Source organism: Bradyrhizobium sp. AS23.2 (assembly GCF_001908185.1).
GTDB lineage: Bacteria > Pseudomonadota > Alphaproteobacteria > Rhizobiales > Xanthobacteraceae > Bradyrhizobium.
This window is the reverse complement of record NZ_LGHM01000093.1, coordinates 1-20,424: the sequence shown is the minus strand read 5'-3', so window position 1 is coordinate 20,424 and position 20,424 is coordinate 1. Positions and strand designations below refer to the sequence as shown.

Below are 20,424 nucleotides of genomic sequence, written 5' to 3'. Positions count from 1 at the left end.
GCTCAACGTTGGGGCGGGGCGCGGCGCCAACCGGAGCCGGCGCGCCGGCCGGAATCTGCCCTTCCAGCTTCTGGGCACGTTCGGCCAAACGCTGGTTGTCGGCACGGAGCCGGGCAGTCAGGTCGGCGAGACGGCTCTCGGCGACAGCGGCCGGCGCAGCGGGAGCCTGCTGCACCTGTGGCGCGGCGTTCGCAACCGGAGCGCTGGAGGCCTGGCTGTTGCGGGCGATCGCCGCCTGCTCGATGCCGGTGGCGACGACCGAGACGCGGATCAGGCCGTCGAGCGCTTCGTCGAAGGTGGCGCCGACGATGATGTTGGCGTCCTGGTCGACCTCCTCGCGGATGCGGGTCGCGGCTTCGTCGACCTCGAACAGGGTGAGGTCCTTGCCGCCGGTGATGGAGATGAGAAGGCCCTTGGCGCCCTTCATCGAGCTGTCGTCGATCAGCGGGTTGGCGATCGCAGCTTCAGCGGCGGTCAGCGCGCGCTTGTCGCCGGAGGCTTCGCCCGTGCCCATCATCGCCTTGCCCATCTCGCGCATGACGGCGCGGACGTCGGCGAAGTCGAGGTTGATCAGGCCTTCCTTGACCATCAGGTCGGTGATGCAGGCGACGCCCGAGTAGAGCACCTGGTCGGCCATCGCGAAGGCGTCGGCGAAGGTGGTCTTTTCGTTCGCGACCCGGAACAGGTTCTGGTTCGGGATGATCAGGAGCGTGTCGACCACCTTGTGAAGCTCGTTGATGCCGGCTTCAGCGGTGCGCATGCGACGGCCGCCTTCGAAGTGGAAGGGCTTGGTGACGACGCCGACGGTGAGGATGCCCATCTCGCGCGCCGTCTTGGCGATCACCGGAGCTGCACCGGTTCCGGTGCCACCGCCCATGCCGGCGGTGACGAACACCATGTTGGCGCCGGAGAGATGGTCGCGCAGCTCGTCGATCACCTCTTCCGCCGCCGCCGCGCCGACGTTCGGCTGCGAGCCGGCGCCGAGGCCCTGCGTGACCGCCGTTCCCATCTGCACGATGCGCTGCGCCTTCGACATCGTCAGCGCCTGCGCGTCGGTGTTGGCGACCACGAAATCGACGCCCTGGAGGCCCGCCGTGATCATGTTGTTGACGGCGTTGCCACCGGCGCCGCCGACGCCAAACACGGTGATCCGGGGCTTCAGTTCGTGAATATCAGGAACATTGATGCTGATGGTCATGGTTGCCTCTCGATCACGCGCGCGTGGGTTCGCCCCGGCCGGCGGCCGCGGGAGTTGGTGAAAATCGGGAATTGCGGAAAGGAGTCATCAGAAGCCCTCGCGTAGCCATCGTCCGACCTTTCCGAAATAACCGCCGGTCCCTGTCCTGACCTGCTGCCGCGTATGCCGCGGTTCGACATGTTCGAGGTGAACATATTGCGGGTAGACGAGGAGTCCGGCCGGCACCGCGAAGGCGGCGTTCTTCGCCTCATTGGGCAACCGGCCGAAACCGAGCGGGCGTCCGACCCGCACGGGCCGGCCGAGAATTTGCGTACCGAGTTCGACGAGGCCGGTGAGCTGCGAGGCGCCGCCCGAGAGCACGACGCGGCCGTTCGGCTCTGAGGCGAAGGGCGAATCCTTCAGCTTGTCCCGAATCATCTCGAAGACTTCCTCGGCACGGTGCTTGACGATATTGGCGATGGTGGCGCGGGAGACGATCTGCGGCAGATCCTGCTCGTCACCGGCTGTCGGCACAGACATCAGCTCACGCGAGTCCGATCCGCCGGTGATGACGGTACCGTATAACGTCTTGATTCGCTCGGCATCGGCAATGGTCGCGGAGAGTCCGCGCGCGAGATCCATCGTGATGTGTTGCCCGCCGACCGCAAAACCCGCCGCATGCACGAAGCGGCCGCCGGAATAGACCGCGATCGTGGTGGTGCCAGCGCCCATCTCGACAACAGCGGCGCCGAGATCGGCCTCGTCGTCGGTCAGCACCGACAGGCCGGCCACATAGGGGCTCGCCGCCATGGCTTCGACATTGATGTGGCAGCGCTCCACCGCCAGCATCAGGTTCCGTGCCACTGTGGCGTCACAGGTGACGACGTTCATGTCGACACCGAATTGATGCGCGACCATGCCGCGAGGATCGCGGATGCCTTTGACTCCGTCGAGCGTGTAGCCGACCGGCAGCGCGTGCAGCACGGTGCGGCCCTCGCCGGTAGCGTGGCGCATGCCGGTGGAGGTGACCCGGCTGACATCGGCCGGGGTCACCGCCCCGCCGCGGATGTCGGCCGCAGCCTCGACCAGCTGGCCGGAAAGCCGGCCGCCGGACACCGACAGCAGCACGGACTCGACCCGCACCTTGGCCATTTTCTCCGCAAGCCCGACGGCCTGACGCACCGCCTGCTCGCACTCGGCGAGATCGACCACCGCGCCGGCCTTCATGCCGCGCGACTGGATCTGGCTGTAGCCGATCAGTTCCACCGCGTGGGTGCGGCCGCGCAGGGCCTCGCTCGGTGCCGACGGCTTCAGCCGCGCGATCATGCAGGCGATCTTGCTGGTGCCGATATCGAGGCAGGCGACGATGCCGCTGCGCTTGTGCGGCATCGGGCGCGTCTTCGGCGTCTGGGTGCGATCGAGACCGGTCATGCGGAATCCCCGGCCTTCTTTTTCTTCTTGTCCTTGAACTGATCCTCGCGCGCCTTCGCGGCGTCGTCGGACAGCTGCACCACCAGCCGATCGGGCAGGCGCATGTCGACGGCGACGATGTCACGGGAGAACAGCTTGTCGTCCTTGTCGAGCTTGGAGAGCATCGCGAGCGCGTTGCCAACGTCCTGCTCGGGCAGGCGGACGTCGAGGCCGTCCTTGAGCCTCAGGTTCCAGCGCCGCTCGCCGACGAAGATCGCAGCCTTGGTCACCGAATTGACCTGCGGATAGCGGGCCAGCAGGGCGAGGAAGTCGCGGGCTTTGGTTTCGGCGCCCTTGCCGACCACGAGCGGTAACGACAGGAACCGGCGGGAGACATAGGGCTCGAGCACGGCGCCGTCATCGGCGATGACGGAGAGCCGGCCGGCCTCCTGCCACAGCGCGAACGCCTTGCGCTCGGTGAGCTCGATCATGAGCTGGCCCGGATAAAGCTTCAGCACGGTCGCATCCGCGATCCATGGATTGGCCTTGAGCTTGTCGCGCACGGCGTCGGCATCGAGGAACAGCAGCGAGGAGCGGCCGCTGACGCCACCAATCGCGAGGATCTCGTCCTGAGTGAGCTGCTTGCGGCCGTTGATCACGACCGAGGTGATGCGGAAGCCGGCGGAATTGGCCATCGCGTTGCGGGCGTCGCTGACCGCGGTGATGAAGTCCTGGAGATGGCCGCCCTTGACGATGCCGAAGCCGCAGCTTCCGATCAGCAGCAGCACGGTCATGCTGATTCCGACCCGGCGCGGCAGATAGCGTTCGACCAGCGCGACGACGCGCGGCGGCGGCTCGCGTTCGACGACGGCCTTGGCCTTGTTCCTGATCTTGGCGGCAGCGCGCGCCTCAATGCGCTTGTCCTGCACCCACTCGCGCAGAAGCACGACCGCTCCAACAGCGGCCGCCTTCAGGTCAGCTTGGGGCCTCAGCGATCTGAAAAGCGACCGGGTGAGGCTTCCTGCACGATCCATTGCACGAGCTCGTCAACAGTTTGCCCGCGACATCGCGCGGGTCCTGGCGAACATGACGTGTCGAACTTGCCGGGCCGGGTGCTGGTCTTCAGCAGAAGAAGCCTCTCCCCTTCAAAGCGTGCGCTGGAGGTGACATCACCCACGACAGCTCACGCGCCGGCAGCCAAAACGCCATATGCGCCGCCAGCGTTAACCTTCGGACGTCCTGGTAAACAAAAGGTAAACTTCGTTAACGTCCGGCGCTTTTTGCCCCGCAATTTGAGGCCTTTATGCCGCGATGACCGGCATTTTACCGGTTTTGGGCCCCAAAGCGGGCCCTTTCGCCCTGTTGGCCGTTAACCAGTCCTAATTATTTCCGCACCCGCTGTTCCGCGAGCTCGACCAGGCCGCGCAGGAAGTCGACGAACTCGATGCCCTCGGCTTTCAGCGCCTTGGGGTAGAGCGAGGACTTGGTCAGCCCGGGCAGCGTGTTGGTTTCGAGATAGACCAGGCCCTTGTCCGAGACGATGAAGTCCGAGCGGGAGTAGCCGGTGCAGGACATCGCGCGATGGGCCAGCATCGCCTGCTCCTTCAGTGCGGCAGTGATCTCGGGCGCGAAACGGCCGGGGCAGATCTCCTGGGTGGACTTCAAGAGATATTTCGCCGCGTAATCGAAATTGCCCTCGCCCGGAATGATCTCGATCGGCGGCAGCGAGATGATCGACCCATCAGGCCGCTCCAGCACACCGCAGGTCGCCTCGACGCCGGCGATGTAGGGCTCGATGACATACTCTTCGTGCTTGGCCGCATTGCGGACGGCGACGAGATCCTGCTTCGCATTGACGAAGATCAGGCCATAGCTCGACCCGTCGCGCGCCGGCTTTGCGATCAGCCGCCCGTATTCGGCGAAGGCCTCGTCGATGTTGTCCAGAGCAACGTTTGCCGGTGGCGTCACGCCGCCGAGCGCGGCGAACCGCTTCGCTGCAATCTTGTCGAAGGCGAGATGTGAGGAGGCCGAGCCCGAGCCGGTGAAGGGCACGCCGCGCGCCTCGCACATCACCTGCAATTCGCCGTTCTCGGCGCGGCCACCATGCAGGCCGAGCACCAGCACGCGGCCTTCCGCCTTGGCCCGGTCGAGCGCCTGCTCCAGCGGAACGCCGCGCGTGCCGGGCTTGAACTCGTCCTCGAACGGACGGGCGTGTTTGAGCAGCTGCCTGGACTGAACGACATGCACCTTGTCCTCGACGTCCCACCACCAGAGCTCGGCCTCAGGCAGCGCCTGATGCAGTGCCTGGGCTGACGCGACCGAAACCAGACGTTCGCGGTTGGAGCCGCCGAAGAGGATGGTGATGCGCATGTCTTCAGTTACCTATCTGCTTCGTCATTCCGGGATGCGCCGTAAGCCGCAGGCCCGGAATCCATAACCACGATCGTGAGTATGGATTCTCTGATGCGCAATTGCGCATCATGGCTCTCGCTTCGCGAGCCCCGGAATGACACTCACGCCGAAACCCCGATCCGCTTGATTTCCCAGTGTAGCTCAATTCCGGAATTCGCCTTGACGCGTTCGCGCACGGTCTCGCCGAGCGTCTCGATGTCGTGCGCGGTGGCCTCGCCCGTGTTGATCAGGAAATTGCAGTGCATCTCCGACACCTGAGCGCCGCCGACGCGCAGGCCCCGGCAGCCGGCGGCGTCGACCAGCTTCCAGGCGGAATGGCCGGGCGGATTCTTGAAGGTCGAGCCGCCGGTCTTTTCGCGGATCGGCTGCGCCGTCTCGCGATGGGTCTGCACCTCCGCCATGCGCGCGCGGATCGTATCTGGATCCCTGATCTCGCCGCGGAAGCGCGCGGAGGTGAAGATGATGGAGGGATCGACGCCGCTGTTGCGGTAGACGAATTTCATGCCGGCGTTGGAGAAGACGTGCTTCGTGCCGTCGCGCCCGACGCCTCGCGCCTCGATCAGCACGTCCTTGGTCTCACCGCCATTGGCGCCCGCATTCATGCGCAGCGCGCCGCCGATCGTGCCGGGAATGCCGAAATAGAATTCGAGCCCGCCGATATTGGCCGAAGCCGCCACTTCCGCCACGCGCTTGTCGAGCGCGGCAGCGCCTGCAGTGACGATATCGCCGCTTGCACTCGCCTCGCCAAAGGCCCGCGGCGCGAGACGAATCACGACGCCGGCGATGCCGCCGTCGCGTACGATGAGGTTGGAGCCGACACCGACGACATAGACGGGGATGTCGCTGGCGAGATGCGCGAGGAAGTACGCAAGATCGTCCTCGTCCGCCGGCGTGAACAGCACCTGCGCGGGACCGCCGACGCGAAACCAGGTGAGCTCGGCGAGCGACTGGTTGGCAAGCAGCCGGCCGCGCAGATCCGGCATCGCGGCTTTGAGATCAGGCGTGATGTCGGGGAAGCTCACCGCCCTACCCCAGCGACTTCAATTCGCCCGGCAATGCATACGCCCACTGCGTGATGTTGCCGGCGCCCAGGCACACGACGAGATCGCCGGACTTCGCAAGCCCCTTGACGATGCCCGCGAGCTCGGAGGCCGCCGGCAGCGGGATCACCTCGCGATGGCCGTGCGCGCGCAGGCCCGCGACGAAATGATCGCGGTCGACGCCTTCGATCGGGGCCTCGCCTGCGGCATAGACGTCGGCGACGATCACTGCATCCGCATCATTGAAGCAGGTGCAAAATTCTTCGAACAGCGATTGCAGGCGGGTGTAGCGATGCGGCTGCACCACGGCGATGATCTTGCCGTTGGTGGATTCCCGCGCCGCCTTCAGCACCGCCGCGATCTCGACGGGGTGGTGGCCGTAATCATCGATCACGGTGACGCCGTTCCATTCACCCGTCTTGGTGAAGCGGCGCTTGACGCCGCCAAAGCCCGCGATCGCCCTGCGGATAGCCTCGTCGGAGACGCCGAGCTCGCGCGCAACCGCAATCGCGGCCGTCGCGTTGGAGGCGTTGTGGCGTCCCGGCATCGGCAGCATGAGATCTGCGATCTCGTGCACAGCGCCAGTCTTGCGATTGCGGAACGCGACCTTGAACTTCGATCCGCCGCCCATCGGGGTGAGATCGACCAGCCGCGCATCGGCCTGCGGATTTTCGCCATAGGTGATGATGCGGCGATCTTCGATCTTCCCGACGAGGCTCTGCACCACGGGATGATCGATGCACATCACGGCGAAGCCGTAGAACGGCAGGTTCTCGACGAAATGGCGGAATGCGTCCTGCACGGCGTCGAAGGTCTTGAAGTGATCGAGATGCTCAGGATCGACATTGGTGACGATCGCGACATCGGTCGGCAGCTTCAGAAACGTGCCGTCGCTCTCGTCGGCCTCCACCACCATCCATTCGCCGGCGCCGAGCCGTGCGTTGGAGCCGTAGGCATTGATGATGCCGCCGTTGATCACGGTGGGATCGAGGCCACCGGCATCGAGCAGCGTTGCGACCATCGTCGTCGTGGTGGTCTTGCCATGCGTGCCGGCGATGGCGACGCAGCTCTTCAGCCTCATCAGCTCGGCCAGCATCTCGGCGCGGCGCACCACGGGAATGCGCCGTTCGCGCGCCGCCATCAGTTCCGGATTGTCGCGCTTGATCGCGCTGGACACCACGACGACCTCGGCACCGTCGACGTTCTCTGCCTTGTGGCCGACCGAGACCTTTGCGCCCTTCTTGCGCAGCCGATCGAGATTGTAATTGTCGGAGGCGTCCGAGCCCTGCACTGCATAGCCGAGATTGACCAGCACCTCGGCAATGCCGCTCATGCCGATCCCGCCGATCCCGACGAAGTGGATGGGTCCGATCTCGCGCGGCAGTCTCATGCTCTGTTCCCTAACATCGCCGCCTGAAGGACGGCGTCTGGCGAAGATCACGGCCAAATCAGCCGCGCCTTTCCTACTGGATGCCCCGCTTTAGAAGGCTAAGACAAGGGCTTTTTCGCGTCAGATTCCCGCGACTTTGACCACCAGATCGGCCAGCCGTTCGGCCGCATCGAGCCGGCCGGCGCCGCGGGCAGCCTGCGCCATGGTCGCGAGGCGCACAGGCTCGGCGGCAAAGGCGGAGATCTCGGCGGCCAGCCGATCGGAGGTGAACTCGGTCTGCGGGATACGGATCGCACCGTCGACCTTGGCCAGCACGCCGGCATTGGCGAACTGGTCCTGGTCGATCGAGCCCGGCAGCGGCACCAGGATCGAGGGCCGTCCGATCGCGGCGAGCTCGGCCACGGTACCGGCGCCGGAACGCGACACCACCAGATGGTTGGAGGCGAGCCGTGCCGGAAGATCCGTGAAGAACGGCGCGAGCTCTGCATTGATCTTGAGCTTGTCGTAGACCGCGCGCACGCGCGTCATGTCCTCATCGCGCACCTGCTGGGTGAGGATGAGCCGGCCCCACAGCGCAGGCTCGATACGCTCGATCGCGCCCGGCACGATGTCGGCCATGATGCGCGCGCCCTGGCTGCCACCGACGACGAGCAGACGCAGCGGGCCGTTCACTTCAGGCGCGGCATATTTCACGGCAGCCGCAGCGAGGATTGCCGGACGCATCGGCGTGCCGACCGTCGTGGTCTTGCCGGCAAGCGCCGGATCCCGGTCGAGCACGCCGGGTAACGACGTCGCAATGGCGCGGACGCGGCTCGACAGGAACCGGTTGGCGCGGCCGAGCACCGCATTGGCCTCGTGAATGATGCTGGGCAAACCGGCGAACTTTGCTGCGACCAGCGGCGGCAGCGTCGGATAACCACCGAAGCCGACGACGGCGACGGGCTTCAACCGCTTGATCAGGCGATACGCAGAGAGCGTGCCAGCGGCGAGCGTGAGACCGGCATAGGCGAGCTGGAACGGATTGCGGCCGCGCGCGGTCTCACTCGAGACGACGTCGATCATGTCCTTGCTGAACAGTCCGCTATAGCGCAGCGCCCGGTCGTCCGTGACGAGGCGGACGCGAAAGCCGCGCCGGATCAGTTCGACGGCAAGCGCCTCGGCCGGAAACAGGTGGCCACCGGTGCCGCCCGCGGCGAGAAGAATCAGGGGGGGACGTGTCCATGGCTGGAGGTTTTACAAGGTCTCTCCTGTCATTGCGAGCGCAGCGAAGCAATCCAGACTGTCACCGCGGAGGGATTCTGGATTGCTTCGTCGCTTCGCTCCTCGCAATGACTAAGCGTAGCTGCGCATCGCATCGGCGTGGCCGCTGGCCTCGACCTCGGTGCGCGGGCGCAGCCGCGTCAAGGCCAGCATCATGCCGACGCCATAGGCGAGCGACACGATCGAGGAGCCGCCATACGAGATGAAAGGCAGCGTCATGCCCTTGGCGGGAATGAGCTGAAGGTTGACCGACATGTTGATCGCCGCCTGCACACCGAACAGGATCGCAAGGCCCGAGGCAGCGAAGCGCGAGAACATGTCCTCATTGGCATAGGCGCGCGACAGCGTGTGGATGACCACGAAGGCGAACAGTGCCAGCATTGCAAGACACAGGATGATGCCGAACTCCTCGGCGGCGACCGCGAACACGAAGTCGGTGTGGCTATCCGGCAGGCTGCGCTTGGCGATGCCCTCGCCCGGCCCGAGCCCGAACCAGCCGCCGTTGTAGAAGGCTTCCATGGCGGTATCGACCTGGAAGGTATCGCCGGAGGCCGGATTCATGAAGCGCTTGATGCGGCCGGCAACGTGCGGAACGAACAGATAGGCGCTGAACAGGCCGGCCGCTGCGGCGCCCGCAAGCCCGAACACCCAGATCATGCGCATGCCTGCGATAAAGAACAGCGAGCCCCACACCATCAGGATCAGCATGGTCTGGCCGAAATCGGGCTCCATCACCAGGAGCGACACCAGCATCAGCAGCAGCACCAGCGCCATCGAGGTCGCCGGCATCTCCGGCCGCTTGGTCGATTCCGCGAACAGCCAGGCGGCGATGACGACGAACGAGGGCTTTGCGATTTCGGAGGCCTGGATGTTGACGCCGAGCAGCGTGATCCAGCGCCGCGAGCCCTTCACCTCGGGGCCAATCGCGAGCGTCACCACGATCAGGATGATGCTGATCGTGAAGATGATCAGCGCGCTTCGGCGGATCGACCGCGGCGACAGGAAGGACACCCCGAGCAGCACCATGCAGGACGGCGCCAGGAACATCACGTGGCGGCTGAAGAAATGGAAGGGATCGAGCCCGATGCGGGTCGCAACCGGCGGGCTCGCCGCCAGCGACAGGATCACGCCGGTCAGCATCAGCGCCAGGATGGCGCCCATCAGCGGCTTGTCGACGGTCCACCACCACTCGGAAAAGGGGGTACGTTCTTCACGGGAGAGCATGGGCGGCCGGCCTTCGGACAGAGGTCTGCCCATTGGTCGCCGAGGTTGGTTACCGGGGGGTTAATGGACCGTTCAAGTTTTGAAGAGCCCCGGACGGAGCGCAGCGCCATAAGCGCGTTTACGCGCGTCTTCGACACGCTATGGCGGTGCGCTGCTGAGCCGGGGCCCATTGCGGCTTCCTGGGTCCCGGCTCTGCGGTGCGTCACTTCGTGCCGCGCCGCGTCCGGGACACGAGAGCCTTTACACCACCGGCTTCACACCCGGCAGCGCCTGCACCAGATCGCGAAACGCAGCGCCGCGGATTTCGAAGTTGCGGTATTGGTCGAACGAGGCGCAGGCCGGCGACAAGAGCACGACGGCGTCCGCAAGACCTGACACTTCCGCGTCGCGCGCAGCTTGTTCGACCGCGACATCGAGCGTCTGGCTGATCTCGTGCGCCACCTGCGTGCCCAATGTGCCGGAAAACTCCTGCGCGGCCTCGCCGATCAGATAGGCCTTGCGGATGCGCGGGAAGAAGCCGGTGAGGCCAGTGATGCCGCCCGCCTTCGGTTTGCCGCCGGCGATCCAGAAGATGTCGGCGAATGAGGACAGCGCATGCGCGGTGGCGTCGGCGTTGGTACCCTTGGAGTCGTTGACGAACAGCACATTGCCGCGGCGGCCGACCTGCTCCATGCGATGCGCGAGGCCGGGGAAGCTGCGCAGGCCGTTTTGAAGCACATCCAGGCTGATGCCCATTGCAAGCGCGGCGGCGGCTGCGCAGGCCGCGTTCTGCGCGTTGTGCTGGCCGCGCAGCGAGCCGATGCCACCGAGCATGGCGACTTCGCTGCGGGCCCCGCCCGAGGCGCGCACGATGGTGCCGTGCTCGACATAGATGCCGCTCGCCAGCGGATTCCGGACCGAGATGCGCTCGACCTTCTTGCCGGCGCGGTCGAGACGGTCGGCGATGTTACGGCACCAGCCGTCGTCGACGCCGACGATCGCGGTACCGCCTGCCTGCACGCCGGCGACGAGGCGCTCCTTCACCGCGGCGTAGTGCTCGATCGTGCCGTGACGGTCGATGTGATCCTCGCTGACATTGAGCAGGATGCCGACGGAGGAATCGAGCGACGGCGTGAGGTCGATCTGGTAGGACGACATCTCGATGACGTGGACGCGGCCCATGCGCGGCGGCTCCAGCGACAGGATCGCAGTGCCGATATTGCCGCCCATCTGGGTGTCGTAGCCGGCAACTTTGGTCAGATGCGCGATCAGCGCCGTCGTGGTCGACTTGCCGTTGGTGCCGGTGATCGCGACGAACGGCGCGTTCGGCGCATGCCGCCGCCGCTCGCGGCAGAACAGCTCGATGTCGCCGATCACCTCGACACCGGCCTCGCGCGCCTTCAGCACGCTCCAGTGCGGCACCGGATGGGTCAGCGGCACGCCGGGCGCGAGCACGAGGGCCGCGAAATTCACCCAGGAGACGTTGCGCAGATCCGCGGTGATGAAACCGGCCTGCGCCGCCTTGGCGACGTTCTCGGCATTGTCGTCGGCGGCGATCACCTCGGCGCCGCCGGCCTTGAGCGCATCGCAGGAAGCGAGCCCCGAGCCGCCGAGACCGAACACCGCGACCGTTTTGCCGGCGAAGGAAGTGACGGGGATCATGGCGTGACCGTTACCGCAGCTTCAGCGTCGACAGACCGGCGAGCGCCAGCATCACTGAGATGATCCAGAAGCGGATCACGATCTGCGGCTCGGTCCAGCCGAGCTGCTCGAAATGGTGATGGATCGGCGCCATCCGGAAGATGCGCTTGCCGGTGAGCTTGAACGACACCACCTGCACGATGACGGAGACAGCCTCCAGCACGAACAGGCCGCCGATCACCGCGAGCACGATCTCGTGCTTCACTGCAACCGCGATCGAACCCAGCATGCCGCCGAGCGCGAGCGAGCCGGTGTCGCCCATGAAGATCGAGGCCGGGGGCGCGTTGAACCAGAGGAAACCGAGGCCGGCGCCCAGCAGCGCGCCGCAGAGCACTGCGAGTTCGCCGGTGCCGGCGACATATTTGATCTGGAGATAGTCGGCGAACACCGCGTTGCCGGCGAGATAGGCGATCATCGCAAAGCTCGCGGTCGCGATCATCACCGGCACGATGGCAAGGCCGTCGAGACCGTCGGTGAGATTCACCGCATTGCCGGCACCGACGATGACGAAGGCACCGAAGACGACGAAGAACCAGCCGAAATGCAGCACGGTGTCCTTCAAGAAGGGAATCGTCAGCGCAGTCGACGCGGGATCGCGATTCAGCCGCACCAGCGCGTAGCAGGCGACGAGCGCGATGGCCGCCTCGATCAGCAGGCGAAGCTTGCCGCCGAAGCCGCTCGTGGTCTGCTTGGTCACCTTGAGATAGTCGTCATAGAAGCCGACGAAGCCGAAGCCGAGCGTCACCGCGAGCACGATCCAGACGTAGGGGTTGAGCGGATTGGCCCACAGTACCGTGCCGACCGTGAGGCCCGACAGGATCATCAGCCCGCCCATGGTGGGCGTGCCCTTCTTGGCAAGATGCGATTGCGGGCCGTCGGCGCGGATCGGCTGGCCCTTGCCCTGGCGGATGCGCAGATGGTCGATGATCCAGGGTCCGAACAGGAACACGAACAGCGCGCCGGTGACGACGGCGCCGCCGGTGCGGAAGGTGATGTAACGGAAGACGTTCAGAACGGTGCGAACTGCACCGTAACCCGGAAATGTGTTGGAGAGCTCGATCAGCCAGTAAAACATTCAGACGGTCCTATGGCGCCTTTCGTACGCAGCCCTGGTCTCGATCTTGACATCCATCTTGGCATCGACCTTGGCCTCAACGTGTCTCACGCGCATTCGCTGGTCTTCATCACGGGGTCAGGCGACCTCTATGAAACCGGTCGGCTTCGCGCCGCAAAGGGTGGGATTCGGGAACAGCGCCTTCCAAGCAGTTTACGCCTTTGCCTGCAAGGCGGCCACTAGGCCCGGCACAAACTTGTTGACCCAGAACATCTTCTTGCTGCCCTTGACAACCACGACATCGCCTGACTTCAGCAGATTTGCGACCTCGCCCGGCTTCAGCGTGGCGGGATCGTCGTGCCAGCCGAGGCCCTTGCCGGCCGGCAGCACGTCATAGAGGTGGCGCATCAGCGGCCCGACGCAGTAGACGCCGTCGATGCCGTCGAGATGCCTGGCGAGGCCGGTGTGGTAGCTTGGTGCGTCGTCGCCCAGTTCCAGCATGTCGCCGAGCACGGCAATGCGGCGGCCGTCGGTCACATTGCGCGCCTGCAGGCTTTGCAGCGCAGCAGTGACGCTCGCCGGATTGCCGTTGAAACTGTCGTCGATCACGGTGACGCCGCCGACTGCCTGCTCGACGCCGCGGCCGGTCATGATGCCGACCCGGTCGAGCTTGATCGCAAGCGTCGCGGCATCGAGGTTCGCCGCGCGGATCGCGGCGAGCGCAGCCAGCGCATTCTGCACCCGATGCGGGGCACCCGGCGTCAGGCTGAATGCGATCTCCTTCTTGCCGACCCGAGCCACGACCTGCCAGCTCTCACCATGCGGCGCGTGCTTGACCTCGTGCACTTCGGCATGCTCGCCGAAGCGCACGACCTTGCCCTTCCATTCGGCCGCCTTGATCCCTGCCGGCAGCACCAGCACGCCGTCCTCCGGCAGGCCGAGCGCGATCGACACCTTCTCGCGCCGGATGGCTTCGAGCGAGCCGAGCTTCTCCAGATGCACAGGCTGGACGTTGACGACGAGCGCAACCGTCGGCCGCGTCAGCTCGCTGAGCCGCGCGATCTCGCCGGTCTGGTTCATGCCCATCTCGACGACCCAGAGGCTGGCGTCGGGCCGCGCGTTGCACAGCGTCAGCGGCACGCCCCAGAAATTGTTGAAGCTCGACGGGCTCGCATAGGCATCCGGATAGGCGGCCAGAAATTCCTTGGTGCTGGTCTTGCCGGCACTGCCGGTGAGCCCGATCACCGGCCCGTCGAAGCGTGCGCGGGCGGCGCGCGCCAGGCCCCAGAGGCCGTCGATCAGCGTGTCCTTCACGACGATCTGCGGGATGCGGATGCCTGCGATCTCGTGCGGCACGATCATCGCCACTGCGCCCGAGGCTTCCGCCTTGTCCGCGAACTCCCAGCCGTCACGCGCGCTGGCGAATGCGGAGATGAAGCCGCCGCTCGGCGTGCCGCTCAGCGCGACGAACAGGCTGCCCGGTTTCACCAGACGGCTGTCCTGGGTAGCGAACTCGATCGGCGTGTCCGGGAATGACCCGGCAGCGCCCAGGGCTCGCGCCACTTCGGCAACCGTCCATATTGGCGCGCTCATGCAATCCTCGACGCTAATGCGGCGGCGACCGCCTCGTGATCACTGAAGGGCAGCACCTGGCTGCCGACGATTTGCCCGGTCTCATGTCCCTTGCCGGCGATCAGCAGCGCATCGCCATCTTCCAATTCCTCGATCGCGGCGCGGATCGCTGCGGCACGGTCGCCGATTTCCCTGGCGCCCTTGGCGGTCGCGAGGATCGCGGCGCGAATGTCTTCCGGCTTCTCGCTGCGCGGATTGTCGTCGGTGATGATGACGCCGTCGGCATTCTCCGCCGCGATCTCGCCCATGATCGGACGCTTGCCGGCATCGCGATCGCCGCCGGCGCCGAACACGACGACCAGCCTGCGCTTGGCGTAGGGTCGCAGCGCCTGCAGCGCCTTCGCCAGCGCATCCGGCTTGTGCGCGTAGTCGACGAAGATCGGCGCGCCGTTGCGCTCGCCGACGCGTTCGAGCCGGCCCTTGGCACCCTCGAGATGCTCGAGGCTTGCAAACACGTTTGCTGCATCGCTGCCAGTGCCGATCGCAAGACCGGCCGACACCAGCGCGTTCTCGATCTGGAACTCGCCAACCAGCGGCAGCCGGATCGCATGGCGCTTACCGCGACGCTCGACCGCGAGCACTTGCGAAAAACCATCGATCTCGGCATTGGCAAGACGGATGCCCTCGCCTGCGCCGTCGCCGTTGCGGCCCACCGCCATCACGCGCAGGCCGCGCGATGTCGCCGCTTCGATCGCCTCCGCCGAACAATCATGATCGGCCGAGATCACGGCTGGGCCGCCCGGCTGGACCAATTCACGGAACAGACGGAGCTTGGCCGCGAGATAATGCGCGACGGTCGGATGGTAGTCCATGTGATCGCGCGAGAGATTGGTGAAGCCGCCGGCGGCGACACGCACGCCGTCGAGGCGATACTGGTCGAGCCCGTGCGAGGACGCCTCGAAGGCGAGATGCGTCACGCCCTCGCGCGCGATCTGGTCGAGCTGCCGGTGCAGCGCGATCGGGTCGGGCGTCGTCAAGGAGCCATAGACGGTGCGCTTCGGCGAGACCAGGCCGATGGTTCCAATGCTGGCCGAGGCATGGCCAAGCCGCTCCCAGATCTGGCGCGTGAACGCGGCCACCGAAGTCTTGCCACTGGTGCCGGTCACCGCGGCGATGGTTGCAGGCTGCGCAGGGAAGAATCTTGCCGCGGCCAGCGCCAGCGCGCGGCGCGGATTGGCGACGGCGATAAACGGCACCTTGCTGATCGCGGGCGCATGGTCGCCGACCACCGCGACTGCACCGGCGGCAATCGCGGCATCGATGAAGCGCGCGCCGTCGGTCTTGCTGCCCGCAAGCGCGAAGAACAGATCGCCCGGTTTGACCACGCGGCTGTCGAGCGCAATCCCGGTCACCTCGAGCGCCGCGGCAGCGGGCTCGATTGCGGCATCATTGCCTAGGACGTCACGCAGCTTCATGGTCTTCCAGTCGACATGCCGCGCCGGAAAGCCGAATCTTCGGAAAATTCCGACTCAGCAGCGGCGATGGCCTACCCCGTTGATTACTGGGTTGTCCTGGATGCTGCAAGAATAAGGCGGTCGGACGGCGGTAGGTCAAATCGCGGTTCGACGCCCAAAAGCGGCGCAATCCGCTCGATTACCTTGCCGCCGGTCGGCACCGCGTTCCAGCCCGAGGTGATGAAACCATGCGTTTCAGGCAGCGCCTGCGGCTCGTCCAGCATGATCAGGATATGATATTTCGGATCGTCGCACGGCATGATCGCCGTGAAGGAGTTGAGCACGCGCTTCTTGGCATAGCGGCCGTTGATGACCTTCTCGGACGTACCGGTCTTGCCGCCGACGTAGTAGCCCTTGATGTCGGCGGTCTTGGCGGTGCCGACTTCGGCATTGAGCCGCATCAAATACCGCATCTTGTCGCTGGTATCTTGCTTGATCACGCGCTTGGCCAGCGCCGCCGCTTCCGCTTCGCTGCGCTTCATGAATGTCGGCGGAATCAGGTAGCCGCCGTTCACCAGGGCGTTGATGCCCATCACTGCCTGCAGCGGCGCCACGGAGAGGCCCTGACCGAACGCGGCGGTGACCGTGTTCAGCTCACTCCAGCGGCGCGGGATCAGCGGCGCCGCGCTCTCGGGCAGCTCGGTGCGCAGCCGCGTCAGCTGGCCCATCTTGGCGAGGAACGCCTTGTGCGCCTCCACGCCCTGGCCGAGCGCGATCCGTGCGGCGCCGATGTTGGACGAGTAGGTAAACACTTCCTTGGTGTTGATGAAGCGTCCGAGCGGATGGCTGTCGTGGATGGTGAACTTGCCGTAGTGCAGGTTTCCGCGCGCATCCCACGACGAGTTGAGATTGATCTTTCCAGAATCGAGCGCCATCGCCAGCGTGAACGCCTTGAAGGTCGAGCCCATCTCGTAGACGCCCGTCGTCAGGCGGTTGATGCGGTCGGGGTCGTGCGCTTCCTTCGGATTGTTGGGATCGAAGTCCGGCAGGGAGACCATCGCCACGATCTCGCCGGTCTTCACATTCGAGACGATGCCGGAGGCCGCCTTGGCGTGGAACTTCTCCTTGGCCTTCAGCAACTCGTCGCGAAGCGCGTGCTCGACGCGCAGATCGACCGAGAGCTCGATCGGCTTTTGCAGCCGGTCGGTGGCAAAGCCGGCGCGGTGGAGGTCGGCGAGCCCTTGATTGTCGAGCCACTTCTCAATGCCGGCGATGCCCTGGTTGTCGATGTTGACGAGACCGATGAGGTGGGCAACCTCGTTGCCGGTCGGATACACTCGCTTGTTCTCGCGCAGGAAGCCGATGCCGGGAATGCCGAGCTTGTGGATGTCCTGCTGCTGTTTCGGCGTGATCTCGCGCTTGAGCCAGACGAACCCCTTGCGCGACGACAGGCGTTCGCGCACCTCGGCCTCGTCGAGGTCGGGCACGGTGGCGGTCAGAAGCTCGATCGCCTCGTCCTTGTCGATGATGCGGCGCGGCTCGCCGAACAGGCTCGCCGCCTTGACGTCGGTCGCGAGGATGGCGCCGTTGCGGTCGACGATGTCGGGCCGCGCGGTCGCGACCACCTCCTGCGACGCCGCACGGCGCGCGCCGTGGGCGTCGGCACCGATCGCGAACATCACAAGACGGCCGCCGATCAGGGCGTAGACCGAGGCGAAGGCGAGCATCGCCAGGCCGACGCGCGCGCGCGCCTTCGCGGCGCGATCGACATTGCGCCCGTACAGCAGGCTGCGGATCAACCGCTGCCGCCAGGGCTCAGCTGGCCGCGCGGTGGGTTTAGCCGGAGTCGGAGCGCTCATTGCTTGTCCTCGGGCTGAGGCACGGAACCCGTCACCGTATCCGGGTCGCTCGCGGCTTCGATGGTGTTGAGCATGGCCCCGATCGGGTCGGGCTCGCCTGGTCCGAACATCCGCGGCGGACGCTCGGGCAGGTTCTTCAACGAATCGTATTGCGTGCCGTTGACCGGCTTGAGCCGCAGATGCCGCTCGGACAGGCCTTGCAGGCGCAGGGGCGCATCGAGCTTGGCCCACTCGGAGCGCAGCGAGGCGATCGCATCGCGCTGCTCGCGGATCTCCGCATGCAGCCGCAGCACTTTTTCCACGCGCGCAGTGGAGTCCATTTTGATCCGGTAGACATAGGCGGCCGCGAAGATCAGCGCGCCGATGACGAGAAGGTGGATGATGCGCATGCGCTAGCCGCCCCTCATCACATCAGAGAGCTTTGGCCAGGGCGACGGCTCGCCGTCGTGATGGGCAGGCGCCGAGGTGCGCTCGGCGGCGCGAAGTTTTGCGGAGCGCGCGCGCGGATTATGCGCAACCTCGTCCTCACCCGCGATCACGGGCCGCCGCGTCAGCAGCTGGAAGCTCGGCGGAAGCTGCGCCACTTCCGGCAGGTGCCGCGAGCCGCCGCCGGTCTTCGAACGTTCGGCGAGGAAATTCTTGACGATGCGGTCTTCCAGCGAATGGAACGAGACGACGACGAGGCGGCCGCCGGGCTTGAGCACCCGTTCGGCCGCGGCCAGCGCGGTCTGGAGTTCCTCGAGCTCTTCGTTGACGAAGATGCGCAGGGCCTGGAACGTCCGCGTCGCGGGGTGAATGTCCCCGGGTTTCGAGCGAACCACCCTGGCGACGAGATCAGCGAGCGCGCGCGTGGTCGTGAACGGCGTCTCTGCCCGGTCCGCCACGATGGCGCGGGCGACGCGGCGCGAATGCCGCTCCTCACCTAGGAGATAGATGATGTCGGCGAGATCGCCTTCCGAGGCACGCGCGACGACATCGGCGGCGGTCGGCCCCGCCTGCCCCATCCGCATGTCGAGCGGACCGTCGAGGCGGAAGGAAAAGCCGCGACCGGCCTGGTCGAGCTGCATCGAGGACACCCCGACATCCATCACGACGCCGTCGACGGCATCGACGCCTTGCGCCGCGCAAACCTCGGCGAGATTGGAGAAGCGGTCCTCGACCAGCGTCAGCCGGCCCGCGGAACTTTCGACCAGTTCGGCGCCGCCCGCGATTGCGGTGCGGTCGCGATCGATCGCGATCAGACGGGTTCCCGGCACATCGAGGATCGCGCGGCTGTAACCGCCACCGCCGAAAGTGGCGTCGACATAGATACCGCCCTCGCGCGGGGCGAGATGGTCGACCGCCTCGCGGCCAAGAACGGGGATGTGCGGAGCCGAGCTCATGCGAAACGCCTGCCGAACGCCCAGCCTATTGCCCAAGCGAGATCGGGGACGAACAAGCCCATAACGCCTCGAATTATTCCACGTCGCGCCGGTTCCACGACCCAACCCTTGTCCAGCACGTTTACCAAGCCCGGTCGTCCCGGGCCGCAAACCCGGTGTTCCCAGTGGAATTTGACGGGCAGCCATGGGATTTCGAGCCAAAATACGCTTTGGCCGCCTCCGGACGCGGGTCGGCTCTTCATCCCTCAGTAACGGCCCTTAGCGTTAAGAAAGTGTTGATCGGCTCGTTACAAGTCGAAAAGGTGACGGGGACGGTGATGCCGCATCCACACACCCGGACCAAAATGCATCCGTTAACCGCGCCGCGCGATTGCGCACGCCGGAGGGTAAAGGAATAGTAAAGAGAAGGGCTTGCTACCCTCTCTGTCTGCCTTGAGCTGCCTATGTCGTCTGGTTCGTCCAAACCATCTGGATCTGATTCGAAGCGTCAACGCGTTCTCCCGGTTCCCAAGGCCGCGGCGAACATGCGGACGTTCGAGCCGGATTCCTCGATCGTCTCCGACATCATCCCCTCGCCGAACCATGGCGAGCGCAACAGGGGACGGCTGCCGGACATGATCGTGCTGCACTACACCGGCATGCCCGATGTCGAGGGAGCGCTGGCGCGGCTGTGCACGGCGGGCACCGAAGTGTCGGCGCATTACGTCGTGCTGGAGGACGGCCGCATCGTGCAATGCGTGCCTGAAGCCAAGCGCGCCTGGCACGCCGGCGTGTCGTCCTGGGCCGGCGAGGATGACGTCAACTCCTGCTCGATCGGCATCGAAATCATCAATCGCGGCCATGACTGGGGCTATCCGGAGTTTCCGCTGCGCCAGATCGCCGCCGTGATCGCGCTTTGCCGCGGCATCATGCTTCGCCGCAACGTGCCGGCACACCGCGTGCTCGGCCATTCCGACGTTGCGCCCGCCCGCAAGAAGGATCCCGGCGAAAAATTCCCGTGGCATTCGCTGGCTAATTCCGGCGTCGGTCACTGGGTGACGCCCGCGCCGGTCGTGCGCGGCGAGACACTGATGCTCGGCACCATCAGCGACGCGGTGCTGAGCCTGCAGCAGGCGCTCGCCAGATACGGCTACGGGGTTCCCCTCAACGGCAAATACGACGCCGCGACGATGGAAGTCATCACCGCCTTCCAGCGCCACTTCCGTCCGGCGCGGCTCGATGGCGTCGCGGACCATTCCACGCTGTCGACGTTGCAGGCGCTGCTGGCGAGCTTGCCGGCGGAAGGGACTGCGGTCGCGTCGAAATAGCTGATGTGTTCGAGAGTGTGACCGCTTGCTCCGTCATGCCCGGGCTTGTCCCGGGCATCCACGTCTTTGTCTCCGCGCGGGAAGAACGTGGATGGCCGGGACAAGCCCACGGCTGTCCGGTTGAGCCATCAGCATAGGCTGAGGCTCAACTGTGACTGATCTTGAGGGATGGATTTCGGCTCGATCAGGTTTTGGATTGATCT

At 65.7% G+C, this 20,424-nt stretch carries 16 protein-coding genes; 1 reads left to right on the top strand and 15 read right to left on the bottom strand.

Going from position 1 to position 20,424, the window contains the following annotated elements; genetic code table 11:
* The 15 genes from ftsZ to rsmH form a co-directional block, all read right to left on the bottom strand.
* Positions 1–1,198 (bottom strand): cell division protein FtsZ (gene ftsZ, locus AC630_RS20495; RefSeq protein ID WP_074120284.1); only part of this gene is annotated, 1,198 nt, incomplete at its 3' end.
* Positions 1,199–1,285: 87 nt separating this feature from the next.
* The gene (ftsA, locus tag AC630_RS20490; protein ID WP_074120283.1) at positions 1,286–2,608 is read right to left on the bottom strand and encodes a cell division protein FtsA; all 1,323 of its coding nucleotides are present in this window, start codon (positions 2,606–2,608) and stop codon (positions 1,286–1,288) included.
* A complete protein-coding gene (locus AC630_RS20485) occupies positions 2,605–3,621 on the bottom strand; it encodes a cell division protein FtsQ/DivIB (protein ID WP_074120282.1) in 1,017 nt (338 codons plus the stop codon). Before AC630_RS20485 ends, ftsA begins: the two co-directional genes overlap by 4 nt.
* Positions 3,622–3,970: 349 nt before the next feature.
* On the bottom strand, positions 3,971–4,957 hold the full coding sequence (locus AC630_RS20480; protein WP_074120281.1) for a D-alanine--D-alanine ligase family protein: 987 nt from the start codon (positions 4,955–4,957) through the stop codon (positions 3,971–3,973).
* A 143-nt stretch (positions 4,958–5,100) separates the two neighbouring features.
* Positions 5,101–6,021, bottom strand: a complete 921-nt coding sequence (gene murB / locus AC630_RS20475) for a UDP-N-acetylmuramate dehydrogenase (RefSeq protein ID WP_074120280.1) — start codon at positions 6,019–6,021, stop codon at positions 5,101–5,103.
* Positions 6,022–6,025: 4 nt separating this feature from the next.
* Positions 6,026–7,429 carry a UDP-N-acetylmuramate--L-alanine ligase gene (gene murC, locus AC630_RS20470; protein WP_074120279.1) on the bottom strand — a complete coding sequence of 468 codons (1,404 nt, stop codon included), beginning with the start codon at positions 7,427–7,429 and terminating at the stop codon, positions 6,026–6,028.
* Between the two features lie 120 nt (positions 7,430–7,549).
* Positions 7,550–8,635, bottom strand: coding sequence for an undecaprenyldiphospho-muramoylpentapeptide beta-N-acetylglucosaminyltransferase (gene murG / locus AC630_RS20465; protein ID WP_074120278.1), 1,086 nt, complete (start codon positions 8,633–8,635; stop codon positions 7,550–7,552).
* Between the two features lie 126 nt (positions 8,636–8,761).
* The gene (gene ftsW / locus AC630_RS20460; RefSeq protein WP_074120277.1) at positions 8,762–9,913 is read right to left on the bottom strand and encodes a putative lipid II flippase FtsW; all 1,152 of its coding nucleotides are present in this window, start codon (positions 9,911–9,913) and stop codon (positions 8,762–8,764) included.
* 240 nt (positions 9,914–10,153) lie between these two features.
* Entirely contained in the window at positions 10,154–11,554 is a 1,401-nt protein-coding gene (murD, locus tag AC630_RS20455; RefSeq protein ID WP_074120276.1) for a UDP-N-acetylmuramoyl-L-alanine--D-glutamate ligase, read from the bottom strand.
* Between the two features lie 10 nt (positions 11,555–11,564).
* The gene (gene mraY / locus AC630_RS20450) at positions 11,565–12,668 is read right to left on the bottom strand and encodes a phospho-N-acetylmuramoyl-pentapeptide-transferase (RefSeq protein WP_074120275.1); all 1,104 of its coding nucleotides are present in this window, start codon (positions 12,666–12,668) and stop codon (positions 11,565–11,567) included.
* Between the two features lie 192 nt (positions 12,669–12,860).
* Positions 12,861–14,240 carry a UDP-N-acetylmuramoyl-tripeptide--D-alanyl-D-alanine ligase gene (locus tag AC630_RS20445; protein WP_074120274.1) on the bottom strand — a complete coding sequence of 460 codons (1,380 nt, stop codon included), beginning with the start codon at positions 14,238–14,240 and terminating at the stop codon, positions 12,861–12,863.
* The gene (locus AC630_RS20440; RefSeq protein ID WP_074120273.1) at positions 14,237–15,694 is read right to left on the bottom strand and encodes a UDP-N-acetylmuramoyl-L-alanyl-D-glutamate--2,6-diaminopimelate ligase; all 1,458 of its coding nucleotides are present in this window, start codon (positions 15,692–15,694) and stop codon (positions 14,237–14,239) included. The genes AC630_RS20445 and AC630_RS20440 overlap by 4 nt, the downstream gene beginning before the upstream one ends.
* Before the next feature lie 83 nt (positions 15,695–15,777).
* The gene (locus AC630_RS20435; protein ID WP_074120272.1) at positions 15,778–17,532 is read right to left on the bottom strand and encodes a peptidoglycan D,D-transpeptidase FtsI family protein; all 1,755 of its coding nucleotides are present in this window, start codon (positions 17,530–17,532) and stop codon (positions 15,778–15,780) included.
* Positions 17,529–17,921, bottom strand: a complete 393-nt coding sequence (gene ftsL / locus AC630_RS20430; protein ID WP_074120271.1) for a cell division protein FtsL — start codon at positions 17,919–17,921, stop codon at positions 17,529–17,531. The genes AC630_RS20435 and ftsL overlap by 4 nt, the downstream gene beginning before the upstream one ends.
* Positions 17,922–17,924: 3 nt before the next feature.
* Entirely contained in the window at positions 17,925–18,914 is a 990-nt protein-coding gene (rsmH, locus tag AC630_RS20425) for a 16S rRNA (cytosine(1402)-N(4))-methyltransferase RsmH (protein WP_074120285.1), read from the bottom strand.
* Between the two features lie 443 nt (positions 18,915–19,357).
* On the opposite strand from rsmH, the gene AC630_RS20420 reads away from it, so the two are divergent.
* Positions 19,358–20,221 carry an N-acetylmuramoyl-L-alanine amidase gene (locus tag AC630_RS20420; protein ID WP_208867034.1) on the top strand — a complete coding sequence of 288 codons (864 nt, stop codon included), beginning with the start codon at positions 19,358–19,360 and terminating at the stop codon, positions 20,219–20,221.
* Positions 20,222–20,424 lie beyond the last annotated feature (203 nt).

Coding starts and splice junctions, on each gene's coding strand:
- ftsA (WP_074120283.1), bottom strand. CDS start 2,608: ATGACCGGTCTCGATCGCACCCAGACGCCGAAGACGCGCCCGATGCCG.
- AC630_RS20485 (WP_074120282.1), bottom strand. CDS start 3,621: ATGGATCGTGCAGGAAGCCTCACCCGGTCGCTTTTCAGATCGCTGAGG.
- AC630_RS20480 (WP_074120281.1), bottom strand. CDS start 4,957: ATGCGCATCACCATCCTCTTCGGCGGCTCCAACCGCGAACGTCTGGTT.
- murC (WP_074120279.1), bottom strand. CDS start 7,429: ATGAGACTGCCGCGCGAGATCGGACCCATCCACTTCGTCGGGATCGGC.
- ftsW (WP_074120277.1), bottom strand. CDS start 9,913: ATGCTCTCCCGTGAAGAACGTACCCCCTTTTCCGAGTGGTGGTGGACC.
- murD (WP_074120276.1), bottom strand. CDS start 11,554: ATGATCCCCGTCACTTCCTTCGCCGGCAAAACGGTCGCGGTGTTCGGT.
- mraY (WP_074120275.1), bottom strand. CDS start 12,668: ATGTTTTACTGGCTGATCGAGCTCTCCAACACATTTCCGGGTTACGGT.
- AC630_RS20445 (WP_074120274.1), bottom strand. CDS start 14,240: ATGAGCGCGCCAATATGGACGGTTGCCGAAGTGGCGCGAGCCCTGGGC.
- AC630_RS20440 (WP_074120273.1), bottom strand. CDS start 15,694: ATGAAGCTGCGTGACGTCCTAGGCAATGATGCCGCAATCGAGCCCGCT.
- AC630_RS20435 (WP_074120272.1), bottom strand. CDS start 17,532: ATGAGCGCTCCGACTCCGGCTAAACCCACCGCGCGGCCAGCTGAGCCC.
- ftsL (WP_074120271.1), bottom strand. CDS start 17,921: ATGCGCATCATCCACCTTCTCGTCATCGGCGCGCTGATCTTCGCGGCC.
- rsmH (WP_074120285.1), bottom strand. CDS start 18,914: ATGAGCTCGGCTCCGCACATCCCCGTTCTTGGCCGCGAGGCGGTCGAC.
- AC630_RS20420 (WP_208867034.1), top strand. CDS start 19,358: ATGTCGTCTGGTTCGTCCAAACCATCTGGATCTGATTCGAAGCGTCAA.